At 74.2% G+C, this 15,441-nt stretch carries 15 protein-coding genes; 4 read left to right on the top strand and 11 right to left on the bottom strand.

Annotated features, from left to right (window positions below; translation table 11 throughout):
• Positions 1-5: 5 nt before the first annotated feature.
• On the top strand, positions 6-1,064 hold the full coding sequence (locus ACFYOJ_RS26120) for an aminotransferase class V-fold PLP-dependent enzyme (RefSeq protein ID WP_356555081.1): 1,059 nt from the start codon (positions 6-8) through the stop codon (positions 1,062-1,064).
• A gap of 169 nt (positions 1,065-1,233) precedes the next feature.
• Here ACFYOJ_RS26120 and thpD read toward each other — a convergent pair whose 3' ends face one another.
• The 5 genes from thpD to ACFYOJ_RS26145 all read right to left on the bottom strand — a co-directional run bounded on the left by thpD (position 1,234) and on the right by ACFYOJ_RS26145 (position 6,066).
• The gene (gene thpD, locus ACFYOJ_RS26125; protein ID WP_356555082.1) at positions 1,234-2,139 is read right to left on the bottom strand and encodes an ectoine hydroxylase; all 906 of its coding nucleotides are present in this window, start codon (positions 2,137-2,139) and stop codon (positions 1,234-1,236) included.
• Positions 2,140-2,146: 7 nt separating this feature from the next.
• Positions 2,147-2,545, bottom strand: coding sequence for an ectoine synthase (locus ACFYOJ_RS26130; RefSeq protein ID WP_356555083.1), 399 nt, complete (start codon positions 2,543-2,545; stop codon positions 2,147-2,149).
• Positions 2,546-2,637: 92 nt separating this feature from the next.
• Entirely contained in the window at positions 2,638-3,909 is a 1,272-nt protein-coding gene (gene ectB / locus ACFYOJ_RS26135) for a diaminobutyrate--2-oxoglutarate transaminase (RefSeq protein ID WP_356555085.1), read from the bottom strand.
• A 181-nt stretch (positions 3,910-4,090) separates the two neighbouring features.
• Positions 4,091-4,606, bottom strand: a complete 516-nt coding sequence (gene ectA, locus ACFYOJ_RS26140) for a diaminobutyrate acetyltransferase (protein WP_356555087.1) — start codon at positions 4,604-4,606, stop codon at positions 4,091-4,093.
• Between the two features lie 329 nt (positions 4,607-4,935).
• A complete protein-coding gene (locus ACFYOJ_RS26145) occupies positions 4,936-6,066 on the bottom strand; it encodes an aminotransferase class V-fold PLP-dependent enzyme (RefSeq protein WP_356555216.1) in 1,131 nt (376 codons plus the stop codon).
• 167 nt (positions 6,067-6,233) lie between these two features.
• Between ACFYOJ_RS26145 and ACFYOJ_RS26150 the strand changes: the two genes are divergently transcribed.
• The 3 genes from ACFYOJ_RS26150 (at position 6,234) to ACFYOJ_RS26160 (ending at position 8,986) form a co-directional block, all read left to right on the top strand.
• Positions 6,234-6,731 (top strand): hypothetical protein, encoded by a 498-nt coding sequence (locus ACFYOJ_RS26150; protein ID WP_356555088.1) that lies wholly within the window; start codon positions 6,234-6,236, stop codon positions 6,729-6,731.
• 44 nt (positions 6,732-6,775) lie between these two features.
• Positions 6,776-7,867 carry an amidohydrolase family protein gene (locus ACFYOJ_RS26155; protein ID WP_356555090.1) on the top strand — a complete coding sequence of 364 codons (1,092 nt, stop codon included), beginning with the start codon at positions 6,776-6,778 and terminating at the stop codon, positions 7,865-7,867.
• Between the two features lie 186 nt (positions 7,868-8,053).
• Positions 8,054-8,986, top strand: coding sequence for an SCO1860 family LAETG-anchored protein (locus tag ACFYOJ_RS26160; protein ID WP_356555092.1), 933 nt, complete (start codon positions 8,054-8,056; stop codon positions 8,984-8,986).
• A 103-nt stretch (positions 8,987-9,089) separates the two neighbouring features.
• Here ACFYOJ_RS26160 and cobC read toward each other — a convergent pair whose 3' ends face one another.
• From cobC to cobM, 6 genes are read right to left on the bottom strand one after another with little or no spacing between them, the layout of a single operon-like run.
• Entirely contained in the window at positions 9,090-10,169 is a 1,080-nt protein-coding gene (gene cobC / locus ACFYOJ_RS26165) for an Rv2231c family pyridoxal phosphate-dependent protein CobC (protein WP_356555093.1), read from the bottom strand.
• Entirely contained in the window at positions 10,159-11,076 is a 918-nt protein-coding gene (locus ACFYOJ_RS26170; protein ID WP_356555095.1) for a sirohydrochlorin chelatase, read from the bottom strand. Before ACFYOJ_RS26170 ends, cobC begins: the two co-directional genes overlap by 11 nt.
• The gene (locus ACFYOJ_RS26175; protein WP_356555096.1) at positions 11,073-11,660 is read right to left on the bottom strand and encodes a precorrin-8X methylmutase; all 588 of its coding nucleotides are present in this window, start codon (positions 11,658-11,660) and stop codon (positions 11,073-11,075) included. Before ACFYOJ_RS26175 ends, ACFYOJ_RS26170 begins: the two co-directional genes overlap by 4 nt.
• Positions 11,657-13,339, bottom strand: a complete 1,683-nt coding sequence (gene cobJ / locus ACFYOJ_RS26180; RefSeq protein WP_356555098.1) for a precorrin-3B C(17)-methyltransferase — start codon at positions 13,337-13,339, stop codon at positions 11,657-11,659. Before cobJ ends, ACFYOJ_RS26175 begins: the two co-directional genes overlap by 4 nt.
• Positions 13,336-14,571: a precorrin-6y C5,15-methyltransferase (decarboxylating) subunit CbiE gene (cbiE, locus tag ACFYOJ_RS26185; RefSeq protein ID WP_356555099.1), complete on the bottom strand. Its 1,236-nt coding sequence runs from the start codon at positions 14,569-14,571 to the stop codon at positions 13,336-13,338. The genes cobJ and cbiE overlap by 4 nt, the downstream gene beginning before the upstream one ends.
• Entirely contained in the window at positions 14,568-15,404 is an 837-nt protein-coding gene (cobM, locus tag ACFYOJ_RS26190) for a precorrin-4 C(11)-methyltransferase (RefSeq protein ID WP_356555101.1), read from the bottom strand. Before cobM ends, cbiE begins: the two co-directional genes overlap by 4 nt.
• Positions 15,405-15,441 lie beyond the last annotated feature (37 nt).

Genomic DNA, 15,441 nt, shown 5'->3' on the forward strand with positions numbered 1-15,441 from the left:
GTGCCATGGAGAGCTTCGAGACCCTCGTCCGTACCGAGTTCGCCCCGAGGACCACGTACCTGAACACCGCGAGCACCGGCCTGCTGCCCGCCCGTACTCTCGCCGCCATGCGGGAGGCGGCCGAGTCCGCGGCGGCCGGGCAGCCCCTCGACATGTTCGCCGACGTGGAGGCGAGCCGGTCCGCCTTCGCCCGCCTCCTCGGCGTGCCCGCCTCCCGGGTGGCCACCGGCGCGTCGGTCGCCACCTTCAGCGGGCTCATCGCCGCCTCGCTGCCCCCGGGCGCCGAAGTCCTCACCGCCGAGGCCGACTTCAGCTCCCTGGTGAACCCGCTGCACCTGCGCGGCGATCTGAAGGTGCGCAGTGTGCCGCTGGAGCGGCTCGCCGAGTCGGTGGGGCCGGACACCGCGCTCGTCGCGGTCAGTTCCGTCCAGTCGGCCGACGGACGGATCGCCGACCTCGCGGCGCTGCGGGACGCCGCCCGGGCGCACGGCGCGCGGACGCTGATCGACGCCTCCCAGTCCACCGGGTGGCTGCCGCTGGACGCCGGCGACTTCGACTACGTGACCGCAGTCGGCTACAAGTGGGTCTTCTGCCCGCGCGGCGTCGCCTTCCTCGTCGTACCGGAGGACCTGGGACGGGCGGCCGGGCTGAGGCCGCTGTTCGCCGGCTGGGCTTCGGGCGAGCACCCCTGGGACAGCTGCTACGGCCCCGTCGAGGAACTCGCCCGCTCCGCACGGCGCTTCGACGAGAGTCCCGCCCTGTTCTCCTACACCGGCGCCCGGCACTCCCTCGCGCTGATCGAGGAGATCGGCGTGGACGCCGTGCACGCCCACGACACGTCCCTCGCCGACCGGTTCCGTACGGGGCTGGCCTCCCTGGGGCACGAGGCGGTGCCGGCGCCGGGGTCGGCGATCGTGTCGGTGCCCGGACTCGGCCACCGTCAGGAGGAGTTGAGCCGGGCCGGCGTCCAGGTCTCCGACCGCGCGGGCAATCTGCGGGCCGCGTTCCACCTGTACAACACGGCGGCGGACGTCGACCGGCTGCTGGACGTACTGGCGGGCTGAGACGCCCGGGACGCGACAGCGTACGGGCAGGGACCTCCCGTCCCACGCGAGAAGGCCCCTGCCCGAGTCCTGGACTCTTCGACCGCGGCTCACCGCACCGGCGTGAAGTCCCTCGCCCCGATGCTGTGTTCCTCCGGGGGGCGACCCCCGGACCCCCGGCCGGATCGGTTCACCGCACCGGCGTGAAGTCCCTCGCCCCGATGAACTCCGGACGCCGGACCGGTGCCGCGAAGGGCTCGACCGCCGTGTTCTCCACGCTGTTGAACACGATGAACACGTTGCTGCGCGGGAACGGCGTGATGTTGTCGCCCGAACCGTGCATGCAGTTGCAGTCGAACCAGGTCGCCGAGCCGGCCTTGCCGGTGAAGAGCCTGATGCCGTACTCCGACGCCATCTTCGTCAGCGCCTCGTCGGACGGCGTCCCCGCGTCCTGCATCTGCAGGGACTTCTTGTAGTTGTCCTTCGGCGTGGCCCCCGCGCACCCGAGGAACGTCTTGTGCGACCCCGGCATGATCATCAGACCGCCGTTGGTGTCGTAGTTCTCGGTGAGCGCGATCGAGACCGAGATGGTGCGCATGTTCGGCAGGCCGTCCTCGGCGTGCCAGGTCTCGAAGTCGGAGTGCCAGTAGAAGCCGCTGGCCCCGAAGCCCGGCTTGACGTTGATCCGCGACTGGTGGACGTAGACGTCCGAGCCGAGGATCTGCCGGGCCCGGCCGACGACCCGCTCGTCGCGCACCAGGTCCGCGAACACCTCGCTGATCCTGTGCACCTCGAAGACGGACCGGATCTCCTGGGACTTCGGCTCGACGATCGAGCGTTCGTCCGCGCGGACGGCCGGGTCGCTGATCAGCCGCTCCAGCTCACGGCGGTAGACCTCGACCTCGTCCGGCCCGATGAGCTGGTCGACGGTGAGGAAGCCGTCGCGGTCCAGTGCCTCCAGGTCGGCGGCCGAGACCGGGCCGGGCGTGTCCGGGGAGCCCCAGACGACCGGGTCCCGCCGAGGGGTCGCCACCTCGGTGGCGCCGCGGGTGGGGTAGAGATCGGTGACGTTCGCGGGCGTGTTCGTGGTGGTCACGGTGGACTCACACCTCCTCGGTGAGCAGCGGGTAGACGCCGTTCTCGTCGTGGTCCTCCCGTCCGGTCACGGGCGGGTTGAAGACACAGATGCAGTGGAAGTCCTCCTTGACCTTGAGCGTGTGCCGCTCGTGGCCGTCCAGGAGGTACATCGTGCCCGGCGTGATGCGGTACGTCTTCCCGGTCTCGCGGTCGGTCAGCTCGGCGTCGCCCTTGGTGCAGACGACGGCCTCGATGTGGTTCGCGTACCACATGGAGGTCTCCGTACCCGCGTACAGGATCGTCTCGTGCAGGGAGAAGCCGACCTTCTCCTTGGCGAGGACGATGCGCTTGCTCTCCCAGGTGCCGGACGCGGACTTCACGTGCCGGTCGGTGCCTTCGATCTCCTTGAACGAACGGACGATCACAGTGGTGCGATGCCTCCTAGGTGAAGGGTGTGCAGGGGTCCCCGGGACCCCGGCCGCGCGGGCCGGGGACCCCGGAAGCACGGGGGGTGGTGTCAGACGGTCTCGCGCACGGCGCGGGCGAGGGTCTCCATGCCCTCGTCCAGCTCGTCGGGCGTGACGGTGAGCGCCGGCAGCAGCTTGACGACCTCGCTCTCGGGGCCGGACGTCTCGATGAGCAGCCCGAGCTCGAAGGCGCGCGCGGCGACGCGGCCCGCACGGTCCTTGTCGTGGAACTCCAGGCCCCAGACCAGGCCGCGGCCGCGGTACTCCTTGACGTCGGCGAGGTTCTCCTCGGTGATGGCGATCAGGTGCTGCTCGACCTGCTCGCCGCGGGTGCGGGTCTGCTTCTCCATCGCCGACCCGTCGGCCCAGTACGCCTCCAGCGCGGCGGTCGCCGTGACGAAGGCCGGGTTGTTGCCGCGGAAGGTGCCGTTGTGCTCGCCCGGCTCCCACACGTCCAGCTCGGGCTTGAACAGGCACAGCGACATGGGCAGGCCGTAGCCGCTGATCGACTTGGAGACGGTGACGATGTCCGGCGTGATGCCCGCCTCCTCGAAGGAGAAGAACGCGCCGGTACGGCCGCAGCCCATCTGGATGTCGTCGGCGATGAGCAGCATGTCCTGCCGCGCGCACAGGTCGGCCAGGGCGCGCAGCCACTCGGGCCGGGCCACGTTGATGCCGCCCTCGCCCTGCACGGTCTCGACGATCACGGCGGCCGGCTTGTTGAGGCCGGAGCCCTGGTCCTCCAGGAGCCGCTCGAACCAGAGGAAGTCCTCGACGGTGCCGTCGAAGTAGTTGTCGAAGGGCATGGGCGTGCCGTGCACCAGCGGGATGCCGGCGCCGGCCCGCTTGAAGGCGTTGCCGGTCACCGCGAGCGAGCCCAGCGACATGCCGTGGAAGGCGTTGGTGAAGGACACGATCGACTCGCGTCCCTTCACCTTCCGCGCCAGCTTCAGCGCGGCCTCCACGGCGTTGGTGCCCGTCGGGCCCGGGAACATGACCTTGTACGGCAGGTCGCGCGGCCGCAGGACGATGTTCTGGAACGTCTCCAGGAAGCGGCGCTTGGCGGTGGTCGACATGTCGAGCCCGTGGGTGACGCCGTCCCGCTCCAGGTAGTCGATCAGCGCCCGTTTCAGCACGGGGTTGTTGTGCCCGTAGTTGAGCGAGCCCGCTCCGGCGAAGAAGTCGAGGTACTCGTGGCCGTCCTCGTCGTACATGCGGCTGCCGTGCGCGCGGTCGAAGACGGTGGGCCAGCCGCGGCAGTAACTGCGCACCTCGGACTCGACGGTCTCGAAGACGCTGAGGTCGGGCTGGGTGATGGTCACGGCAAATCGCTCCTCGTGGGGTGAGGGTGGGAGAGGGAGGGCGTGCGGATCCGGGGGACCGGGGCGGTCCCGCCGGGAAGTCTCAGGGGGGCGGACGTCCGGGGCGCCGGGGCGTCCGGGGGTGTGCCGTCCGGGGCGCCGGGCCGTCCGGGAGGCCGGGGCCGTCCGGAGGACCGGCTGGTCAGCGGCCGGCGGCGGTCAGCGGGCCTATGCGGTACAGGACCTCCGGCTCGTGCGGTCCGTCGGGGAAGTCGCCCGTCCCGAACAGCACTTCGCGCTCCAGTCCGGCGCCGTGGCGTTCGGCGAACGAGATGAACAGCCGCTGGGAGGCGGTGTTGTCGGGCGAGATCGTGGTCTCCAGGGTGGTCGTTCCGTGCTCCGCGACGGTCCGGGCGGCCAGCTCGTCCAGGAGGGAGGCGGCGAGCCCGCGCCCGCGGTGGGCGTGGTCCACCGCCACCTGCCAGACGAACAGGGTGTCCGGGCGGTCCGGCCGTACGTAACCGGTGACGAAGCCGACCGGCTCACCGTGCTCGTCGCGGGCGACGGCCGACGTGGCGGCGAAGTCCCGGCACCACAGCAGATAGCTGTAGGACGAGTTCAGGTCGAGGACCTTCGAATCCCTCGCTATCCGCCACAGGGCGGCCCCGTCGGCCACTTTCGGACGGTCGATCTGCAGGTCTGCTTGCGCGGCAGTCATGCAAATTGAACTTACCCAGCGGAATTGAAAAATGCATCGCCGGCCGGGGTTACGGATGGGCGTGCCGTGTGTTATCACGCGGGCGCGTGCCGCCGCGCGAGAGGGTGGCGTATTGCACCTGTTTGTCCGAAAGAAAAACCGCAAAACGGGCAGCATGTGTAACGGGTCACAATCATGTAACCCGCACGGAGCGTGCCCGTATTGCGGTGGTCTGGGTTCGCGGAATCTTTGTGTTTAGGGTCGGGGAAAGCGGGAAGAAGAAGACGGGAAGCTGTCCTCGAAGTAATTCAAGAATTCCCCTCGTGAGTTTCCCGAAATTGCTCCTGAATTCACGCCTCCGAAAGGCCGGACTCCGCCGCCCGCCGCCAGGCTTCCCCGGCGGCCCGCCGCGCGGCCTCGAGGTCGGTCCTCCGCCCCGCGTCCGCCAGCGCCGCGCCCAGTGCCGACAGGCAGTCCCGCACCGCTTCGGGCGTCGCGTCCGGTCCGTAGTGGTTGACGCGGATCATCTCCTCGGCCAGCGCGCCGCCGCCCGCGGCCAGCGGCAGCGACGGGCCGGACTCCAGCGCCCGGGCCACCAGCTTCGAGGCGTCCAGGTCCGAGGGGACCCGCAGCGTCGTCGCCACCGGCGCCGCCTCGCGGGCCTCGTGCACGTACGGCTCCAGCCCGCCGCCCAGCGCGAGCGCCCCGGCCCGGGTGGCCGCCGCGGCCGACGCGTGCCGCGCCATCACCGTCTCCAGGCCCTCCGCCTCGATGCGCTCGACGCACGCCTCCAGCGCCAGCATCTCCAGCTGCGCCGGCGCGTGCAGCAGCGCCTTGCGCCCGCCGTCGATCCAGCGCTCCTTCCAGTCCAGCAGCGACAGGTACGACCGGCGAGGCGCCCCGGGGTTCGCGGCCATCCGCGCCCACGCCCGCTCGCTCACCGACACCGCCGACACCCCGGCCGGGCCGCCCATCGCCTTCTGCGCGCCGATCACGCACAGGTCCACGCCCCACGCGTCCGGCAGCACCGGCTCGGCACCCACCGACGCCACCGCGTCCAGGTAGAACAGCGCGCCCTGCTCCCGCACCACCTCGCCGATCTCCGCGACCGGGTTGGTGTTCCCGGTCGCCGCCTCCGCGTGCACCAGGGACACGAAGTCGATCTCCGGGTGCTCGGCGAAGGCCTGGCGGACCAGGTCGGCCGTCACGGCGGTGTGGAACGGCACGGTCAGGTCGTGCACCGTCGCGCCGCAGTCCCGCAGCCAGTTCCCGAACGTCTGCCCGTACGGGCCGGTGACGACGTTCAGCGCGACGGTGTCCGGACCGGCGCATCCGCGGATCGCGCCCTCCAGCGGCAGCAGCGCCTCGCCCTGCGTGATCACGACGTCCTGCCGCGTGCCGAGCAGGCGCGCGACCCGGTCCTCGATCGCGGCGAAACGGGCGGCGCTCAACGGGGCGAGGTCCAGGAAGGGGTGGGTCACGGCGGTGCTCTCTTCACTCACGGTCAGGTGTACGACGCGTACGGAGTCGAGAGTAACCGCGGCCCTTGCCGCCACTCGCGGCGGAGGGCTTCCGTCGCGACACCGTCACGCCCGGAACTGTGGCTTCCGCCACAGCCGGGCGGGCGCCGGGCTGATGGACTCGGGCCGTGCTCGCTCTCCTTCTGCTCGTCCTCGTCGCGGTGGCGGCGGCCGTCCTCCTCGGCCGTGGCTCCGGCACGTACCCCCGCGCGGCGGCCTCGGGGGCCGTCGCCCCCGTGCCGCGCAGACCGGGCGCGCCCTTCCGCGTCGTCGCCGGCACCGCCGGCGGGGCCGCCGCCCTGCTGTACCTCTGGGGCCTGCTGTGCGTGGGGCTCGCGGTCATGGAGGCGGAGGACGGCGGGACGGGTTCCGCGCCGCTGCGGCCCTGCCGTACCGGCGCGCCCCCGGAACCGGCCGGGCGGATCGTCGACTACTCCGTCTCCTACCTGCCCCTCGGCTTCCGCTGCGAGACCGCCGACGGCGACGGTTATGACTCCGCCGACGTCCCCGGCTACGTCGACCCCGGCGTCGCCGTCCTCGCCCTGACCGCCGTCGCGAGCGCCGTCGCGGCCGGGTACGCGACCGAGCTGCGCGCCCGCGCGGCAGTGCGGGACGGTGGCCGGTGACCGGGCCTTCGGACAGCCCACGGGTCCGGTCTAAGGTGCCGGGCATGAGCGATCACGCGGTGCTGCACGTGAAGGGGCGGGTGCTCGTCGGACCGGAGGACGTCCGCGACGAGCTGTGGGTGATCGGCGGCCGGATCTCCTACGACCGTCCCGCCGGGGCCGGAGACGTCCGCACCGTCGAGGGCTGGGCGCTGCCCGGCCTGGTCGACGCGCACTGCCACGTCGGCCTCGACCGGCACGGCGCCGTCCCCCCGGACGTCGCCGAGAAGCAGGCGCTGACCGACCGGGACGCCGGCACCCTGCTGATCCGCGACGCCGGCTCGGCCGCCGACACCCGCTGGATCGACGACCGCGAGGACCTCCCGAAGATCATCCGCGCGGGCCGGCACATCGCCCGCACCCGCCGCTACATCCGCAACTACGCCTGGGAGGTCGAACCCGACGACCTCGTCGCGTACGTCGCCCAGGAGGCCCGGCGCGGTGACGGCTGGGTGAAGCTGGTCGGCGACTGGATCGACCGCGACCTCGGCGACCTGTCCGCCTGCTGGCCGCGCGGCGCCGTGGAGGCCGCCATCGCCGAGGCCCACCGCCTCGGCGCCCGCGTCACCGCGCACTGCTTCGCCGAGGACTCGCTGCGCGACCTGGTCGAGGCCGGCATCGACTGCGTCGAGCACGCCACGGGCCTCACCGACGACACGATCCCGCTCTTCGCCGAGCGGGGCGTCGCCATCGTGCCCACCCTCGTCAACATCGCCACCTTCCCCGCGCTCGCCGACGGCGGCGAGGCCAAGTTCCCCCGCTGGTCGGCCCACATGCGCCGGCTCCACGCCCGCCGCTACGACACCGTCCGCAACGCCCACGACGCCGGGATCCCGGTCTTCGTCGGCACCGACGCGGGCGGTGCCCTGCCTCACGGCCTGGCGGGCGCGGAGGTCGCCGAACTGGTCACCGCCGGCATCCCGCCCGTCGAGGCCCTCGCCGCGACGACCTGGGCCGCCCGGCGCTGGCTCGGCAGGCCCGGCCTCGACGAGGGCGCGCCGGCCGACCTGGTGGTGTACGACGAGGACCCGCGCGCGGACGTGCGCGTGCTCGGCGCTCCGCGCCGGGTGGTGCTGAACGGGCGGGTCGTCGGGTAGTCGGCACGGGTGACGCCGGGGAACAGAGGTGCCCCAAGAATCGAAAAGATTCACGCAAACCCCACGAAGGGGTGAAGTGACCCCGGATCGCTGACGGCCGGGCGCGGCCGGGGACATCCTTTCCGGGTCCCGAGCTTGTCGCTCATGCGTGCCCCGCACGCATGTCTCACTGGGGGTCCCACCACCTTGAACGGCAACACCTTCCGCATGCCCGCACGCCGCCTCGTCACCGTCGCGGCGGCCACGGCCCTGGCCGCAGGTCCCGCGGTCCTGGCCGGCGCGGGCACCGCCCACGCGACCGGCGACCACGGCCGCGCGAGCGCCACCGTCCTGCGCACCGGCCTCGACGTCTCCCTGCTCAAGAAGACCGTGCACGTCCCGCTCGCGGTCACCCTCAACGAGGTGCAGGCCCCCGGCAGCGCCCGGAAGACCGCGCTGACCGCCCGTCTGGACGGCGTCGAGGGCGGCAGGCCCTTCAGCGTGCTGCGCGCCGACGTGGCCGACGCCGAGGCGACGACGAGCGCGCACCGGGCGGAGGGCCGCACCGAACTGGCCCGGGCCAGGGTCCACGTCCCCGGGCTGCCGCTGCTGTCGCTCATCGAGGTCGGCCAGGTCACCTCCACGGCGACCTGCGAGGCGGGGAAGAAGCCCGTCGCCTCCTCGAACCTGCTGGGCGCGGTCACCGTCCTCGGTAAGAAGGTCACGCTGACCACCGGCGGGCCGACGGCCGTGAAGGTGCCCGGTGTCGGCGAGGTCCGGCTCGACCTGTCGAAGACGGAGACCACCACGCGTACGGCCGCCGCCACCGCCCTCGAACTCACCGTGCACGTCGACCCGCTCGACCTGGGCGTGGCCGCGGTCGACGGCACCGTGACCCTGGCGAGCGCCACCTGTGAGGCACCGGTGGCACCGCCGGCCGAGGCCGCGCAGCCCCCGGCGAAGGCGGAGGAGACCCCCGCCGAGCAGGCCGCGGACGTGAAACCCCAGGGCGCCCGCGCCGGGGCCGGCCTGGCCGAGACCGGCGGCGGCTCGACCACCCCGTACCTCGCGGCCGGCGCCGCGGCCTTCGTCCTCGCGGGAGGCGGCGCCCTGGTCCTGGCCCGCCGCAGGCGCGGCTGACCGACGAGCGGCCCGGCCCCGGTCTCGGGCCCCGGTCCCGGGATGGCCGGTCGCCAGGCACCGCCTGAGGCGGGTCCCCGCGCCGCCGGAGCGGGGACCCGCCTCAGGCGGGCGGTGCCGCCAGCGCCCGCTCCAGCGCCGCGAGGAACCCGTCCGTCGTGGCCCGGTCCCGGACCGCGAGGCGCAGCCACTCCTCGCCCAGTCCCGGGAACGTGTCCCCGCGCCGCACCGCGTACCCGAGGCCGCGCAGCCGGTGCCGTACGGCGGCGGCGTCCGGCAGCCGGACGAGGACGAACGGGCCCTCGGCGGGCCCGGCCACCCGGAGCCCGGCGGACGCGAACCGGCCCAGCCCGGCGACGAGACGGTCCCGGTCCGCGGCGATGCGGCGGGCGGCGTGTGCCGCCTCCGCCAGCGCGCGCGGCGCCACGCACGCCTCGGCCGCCGCCAGCGCGGGTGTCGACACGGGCCACAGCGGCTGGGCGCGCTCCAGGCCCGCGATCGTCTCCGGGGCCGCCAGGACGTACCCGATGCGCAGCCCCGCCAGCCCCCACGTCTTGGTGAGACTGCGCAGCACGACCAGACCGGGCACGTCCGTCCGCCCGGCCAGCGCCTCCCGCTCACCCGGCACCGCGTCCATGAACGCCTCGTCCACCACCAGCGTCCGCCCCGGACGGGCGAGCCGGGCGATCACGTCCGCCGGATGCAGCACCGACGTCGGGTTGGTCGGATTGCCGATCACCACCAGGTCGGCGTCCTCGGGGACGGCCGCCGGATCCAGCCGGAAACCGTCCGCCTCCCGCAGCAGCACCCGGCCGACCGTGTGCCCCGCGTCCCGCAGCGCCGCCTCCGGCTCCGTGAACTGCGGGTGCACCACCACCGGCCGGCCCACCTTCAGCGCCCGCGCCAGCAGCACGAACGCCTCCGCCGCGCCCGCCGTCAGCAGCACCCGCTCCACCGGCAGCCCGTGCCGCGCCGCCACCGCCGCCCGCGCGGCCCGCCCGTCCGGGTAGGCCGCGAGGGAACCGAGCGAGCCGGCGATGTGCTCGCGCAGCCACGCCGGGGGCGTGTCCGAGCGGACGTTCACCGCCAGGTCCACCAGCGCCGACCCGTCGTCGCGCACCTCGGCGTCGCCGTGGTGCCGCAGATCGTGGCCCCCGGGACCGGGCCCGGCCTCAGTGCGCATGCGAGTGCGCGTGTCCGTGCCCGTGGGAGTGCCCGTGGTGGTGATGGCCGTCGTCGTCGGGGTGGAAGTGCGGCTGCTGCGGCAGCCCCACCTTGTCCTCGAACCCCGGCAGCGCGATCCGGTACACGCAGGAGTCGCAGTTCATCCGCAGATCGCCCTTCACCGCCTCCTCGTACCGCTCCCACACCAGGTCCAGCAGCTCCGGCTCGGGGCCGATGACGTCCGCCGACCGCACCTCGGTCTCCGGGTGCGCCGCCGCCCACTCCTCGGTCTGCTGCCGGACCCGGTCCGGGAGGATGCCGGTGAACAGGAAGTACGGCAGCACCACGACCCGCCGCGCCCCCAGCCGCGCGCACCGGTCCAGGCCGCCCGGCACGTCCGGCTTCGCCAGCGACACGAACGCCGTCTCCACACCGGCCCACCCGCGGCCCTCCCACAGCAGCCGCGCAGCCTTGAACACCTCGGCGTTGGCGTCCGGGTCCGTCGAACCGCGCCCCACCAGCAGCACGGTCACCTCGGCCGGGTCCCAGGACGGGTCGACGGCCTGAGCCAGACGCCGTTCCAGCACCCGCAGCAGCGAGGGGTGCGGGCCCAGCGGACGCCCGTACGTGTACGAGATGCCGGGGTGGCGCTCCTTCTCGCGGGACAGCGCCGCCGGGATGTCACCCTTGGCGTGCCCGGCCGACACCAGCATCAGCGGCACCGCCGCGAACCGGCGTACGCCGCGCTCCACCAGCTCGGCGACCGCCTCGCCCAGCGGCGGCGGGGACAGCTCGATGAAACCGCCCGCGACGGGCAGGTCGGGGTGGCGGCGGCCCAGCTCGCGCACGAAGTCGCGGAACGCCTCGGCACCGGCGTCGTCCCGGGTGCCGTGGCCGGCGATGAGCAGGGCGGGCGGGGTGGTCACAGGGTCTCCTCGGCGGAAATCGGGTGGTACAGCAGGGCGTTGAGCGCGGCGGACGCGACCGCCGACCCGCCCTTCTCGGACACGTTGCTCACGGCGGGCAGCCCGCTCTCGCGCAGCGCCGCCTTGGACTCGACCGCGCCGACGAAGCCGACGGGCAGCCCGATGACGAGCGCGGGGGAGGCGTCCAGGGTCAGCAGCTCCTCCAGCGCGGTCGGCGCGTTGCCGATCACCCACAGGGCGCCGGGACCGACCTGCTCGTACGCCAGCCGCATGCCGTGCGCCGAGCGGGTCAGCCCCGGCCCGGCGACGGCGTCCTTCAGCCGGCAGACGGTCTCGCGCCGGGTGATGCCCGCGCCGACCATCTCGACGTCCACGACGACGGGCGCCCCGGCGTGCAGCGCCGCGTGCGCCGCCTCCAGCTCGCCCTCGTCCATGACGAGATCGGTCGCGTACTCCAGGTCGGCGGCGGAGTGGACGACCCGCTCCACCACCGCCCGCGTCAGCGGCGGGAAGTGCGAGGTGTCCAGCCGGGCACGCAGCCGCCGGTAGGACTCCTCCTCGATGGGATGGACGACACGGTTCACCGGGAGGCCTCCTGCCAGCGGTAGCCGCGCGGGGTGACCATGCGCCCCGCGATCTCGCGGGTCGCCGTGTTGCCCACCGTCACCACGGTCATCATGTCGACCGTCGCCGGGTCGAGAGCCGCGAGCGTGGTCAGCCGGCTCGACTCGTCGGCCCGCGACGCGTTGCGCACGACCCCCACCGGCGTCGCCGGCTCCCGGTGCCCGGCGAGGATCGCCAGCGCCTTGGGCAGCTGCCAGTCCCGGCCCCGGCTGCGCGGGTTGTAGAACGTCACGACGAGGTCCGCCTCGGCCGCCGCCCGCACCCGCCGCTCGATGACCTCCCACGGCGTGTGCAGGTCGGACAGGCTGATCGACACGTGGTCGTGGCCCAGCGGCGCGCCCAGGATCGCCCCGGCCGCCAGTGCCGCCGTCACACCCGGCACCCCGACCACGTCGATGTCGTCGGACGCCTCCGCCAGCGCGGGCGAGGCCATCGCGTACACCCCGGCGTCCCCGCTGCCGATCAGCGCCACCGCGTGCCCGCGACGAGCCTCCTCGACCGCGGTCCGGGCCCGCTCCTCCTCGGCGCCGAGCCCCGATTCCAGGATCCGCGTGCCGGGCCGCAGCAGGTCGCGGATCTGGTCGACGTACTGGTCGAGCCCGACCAGCACCGACGCCCGCCGCAACTCCGCCTGCGCGCGCGGCGTCACCAGGTCCCGGGCGCCCGGCCCGAGTCCGACCACCGCGAGCCGCCCGCGCCCCGGCCGCCGTACGACCGCACAGGTCGCCATCGCCGGCGTCGCCGCCGACTTCCGCTTGGGAACGAGGAGTTCGCCACCGCGCACCAGCGCCGCCGCCTCCGCCACCGACGGGGTGCCGACGGCCGCGAGCGGGGCGTCGGAGGGGTTGGGCACCTCGACGCCCGCCAGCTCGCCGGCGGCGTACGTCACCAGGGGAACGCCGAGGCGCTCGGCGGCGCCCACGATGCCGGGCTCCCCGGCCTTGGCGTCCACGGTGGCCAGCTCGGCGACCGACGCCGCCGACAGCCCGGCGTCCCGCAGCGCCGCCTCCACCAGCCCGTACACCTCGTCGACCGGCGCCCCCTTCGAGGCGCCCACCCCGACGACCAGGGACGGCGGACGCAGCACGGCCTCCCGCTCGGCCGGCTCCACCAGCCGGTCGGTCACCCGGACCGCGTACGCCCCGTCCCCGGCGACCGGCAGCGGCGGCAGCGGCCAGGACACCTCCACCCGCAGCGCCACCGGCTCACCGTCCAGCAGGGCCCGCGAGACCCCGGCGACATCGCCCTCCACGGGCAGCCCGAGCGTGTCCAGACCGGCCAGGCCCACGGCGTCCGTCGCCGTCGTCACCACCGGCTCGGCGCCCAGCACCTCGCCGACCGCGCGGGCGAGTTCGTTGGCGCCGCCGCCGTGACCGCCGACCAGCGACACGGCGAACCGCCCGCCCTCGTCGACGCAGACCACACCCGGGTCGGTGCGCTTGTCGTCCAGCAGCGGCGCCACCAGCCGGACCACGGCCCCGGTCGCCAGGAAGCACACGAGCTGCTCGCACTCGGCGAACGCGGTCCGCACGGCGTCCGCCACGGGACCCCCGTACACGCGCGTGCGGTCCGGCCACGCCGCGGCCAGCCGGTCCCGCGCCGCAGCTCCCGCCGCGGTGGCGGAAATGAGGCCGATCAAGGGGAAACTCCTTCGGTACGGCTGTGCGGCCTGACGCCCCACAGCAGGAACACGGGATTGGTGGCCGCCAGCCGGGTCACGTCACCCGGCAGCGGCGCCAGCCGGGACGACTGCAGCAGCACCCCGTCACACTCCAGCCCGGCGGCGGCCAGCGCCTCCCGGGCCGCCGGCACCCGGTCCAGGGCCGCCATCGCGACGACCACGGCCCGCCGGGCCCGCCGCGCGCACGCCGAGACGATCGCGGGCAGTTCACGCCCGCCGCCCCCGACGAACACGGCGTCCGGATCGTCCAGTGCGGAGAGCACCGCGGGCGCCGCCCCGTGCACCACCCGCACGTCCACACCGTGCGCGGCGGCGTTGGCGCGCACCCGCGCCACCCCGTCCGGCGTCTTCTCCACGGCGGTGACGGCCGCGCCGAGCCGCGCGCACTCCACGGCCACGGACCCCGAGCCCGCCCCGACGTCCCACACCAGGTCACCGGGCCGCGGCCCGAGCCGGGCCAGCGCCAGCGCCCGCACCTCGAACTTGGTGATCATCGAGTCGCGGTGGGAGAACTCCGTCTCGTCCAGCGCCCACCCGCCGGGCTTGGCGAGCGGCCCCGCGACCGCCCGTACGGGGCCCAGCGCCCGCGCCTCGTCCAGGCACAGCACCACGCTCACCGCCGTCCCCCAGTCCCGGCCGGCTGCCTCGGCGGGCGTCACCCGCTCCACGCGCTCCTCGCCGGAGCCCAGCGCGGAGGCCACGACCAGGACCCGGGCGTCGCCCCGCAGCGCGGCACCCAGCTCCGCCGGCCCGGCACCGGGCCCGGTCAGCACGGCGACCTTCGGGTGCGCCCGGCACAGGTTCACCGCCGTCCGCAGATCCCGCCCGTGCGCGGACGCCACCACGGCGTCGTCCCACGGCAGTCCCACCCGCGCGAACGCGGCGGCCACCGACGACACCCCGGGCCGCACGTCCAGCCGCTCCGGCCCGAACCGCTCGGCCAGTACCCGCACGATCCCGAAGAACCCCGGGTCACCGGAGGCCAGCACGGTCACCGGCCGCCCCTTCGCGACGTACTGCGCGACCGTGTCCAGGGCGGGCGCCAGCGCCCCGAGCACCACCCGCTCGGCCCCCTCCGGCAGCCGCACGGCGTCCAGGTGCCGCCGCCCGCCGACGACCAGCTCCGCCCCCGCGACGACGTCCCCGGCGGGCGCCGCGCCGGCGGCCCCCGTCCCCACGACGGTGATCACGTGCGCGCACCCCGCGCCCGCAGCTCACGCCGCGCCTCGGGATCGGCCTTCCGGTACCCGTGGAAGTGCCCCGGGTGGTACAGGTGCGACCGCGTGCCGTGCGCGTCCAGGGCCGGACCGACCAGGAACAGGGTGTGCTTCCAGAGCTTGTGCTCCTTGACCGTCTCCTCCAGCGTGCCGACGGTGCACTTCACGATCAGCTCCTCCGGCCAGGTGGCCTGGTACGCCACGACCACCGGCGTGTCCGTCGGATAGCCGCCCTCCAGCAGCTCCCGCACCAGCTGCCCGCTGCGCGCCGCCGACAGGAACACCGCCATGGTCGTCCCGTGCTTCGCGAACTCGCGGACCTCCTCCCCGGGCGGCATCGGCGTCTTCCCGCCGCCGAGCCGGGTGAGCACCACGGACTGCGCCACCTCAGGGATCGTCAGCTCCCGCTGCGCCAGCGCGGCCACGGCGGAGAACGCGGAGACACCCGGCACGACCTCGGTCGCGATACCGATCTCCGCGCACCGGTCCAGCTGCTCCTGCGTGCCGCCCCACAGCGCCGGATCGCCGGAGTGGATCCGGGCCACCCGCAGCCCCTCCACCGACGCCCGCCGGTAGACGGCCACGACGTCCTCCAGCGACATCGTCGCCGAGTCCAGGATCTCCGCGCCCTCCCGCGCGTGCTGCAGCACCTCCGCCTGCACCAGGCTCGCCGCCCAGATCACGACGTCGGCCTCGGCGATGGCGCGCGCCGCGCGGAACGTCAGCAGATCGGCGGCGCCCGGACCGGCACCGACGAAGGTCACCTTGCCGGTGCGGACAGCGGCATCACGGGCCACGGAATCCATGGGACGGGGTCCTTTCCTACGCATACTTACTGCCGTT

Origin of the sequence: Streptomyces sp. NPDC006384 (assembly GCF_042870695.1) — a bacterium.
In the GTDB taxonomy this organism is placed as follows: domain Bacteria; phylum Actinomycetota; class Actinomycetes; order Streptomycetales; family Streptomycetaceae; genus Streptomyces.

Coding starts and splice junctions, on each gene's coding strand:
- ectA (WP_356555087.1), bottom strand. CDS start 4,606: ATGACTGCCGCGCAAGCAGACCTGCAGATCGACCGTCCGAAAGTGGCC.
- cobM (WP_356555101.1), bottom strand. CDS start 15,404: ATGGATTCCGTGGCCCGTGATGCCGCTGTCCGCACCGGCAAGGTGACC.
- ACFYOJ_RS26120 (WP_356555081.1), top strand. CDS start 6: ATGGAGAGCTTCGAGACCCTCGTCCGTACCGAGTTCGCCCCGAGGACC.
- ACFYOJ_RS26155 (WP_356555090.1), top strand. CDS start 6,776: ATGAGCGATCACGCGGTGCTGCACGTGAAGGGGCGGGTGCTCGTCGGA.
- cobC (WP_356555093.1), bottom strand. CDS start 10,169: ATGCGCACTGAGGCCGGGCCCGGTCCCGGGGGCCACGATCTGCGGCAC.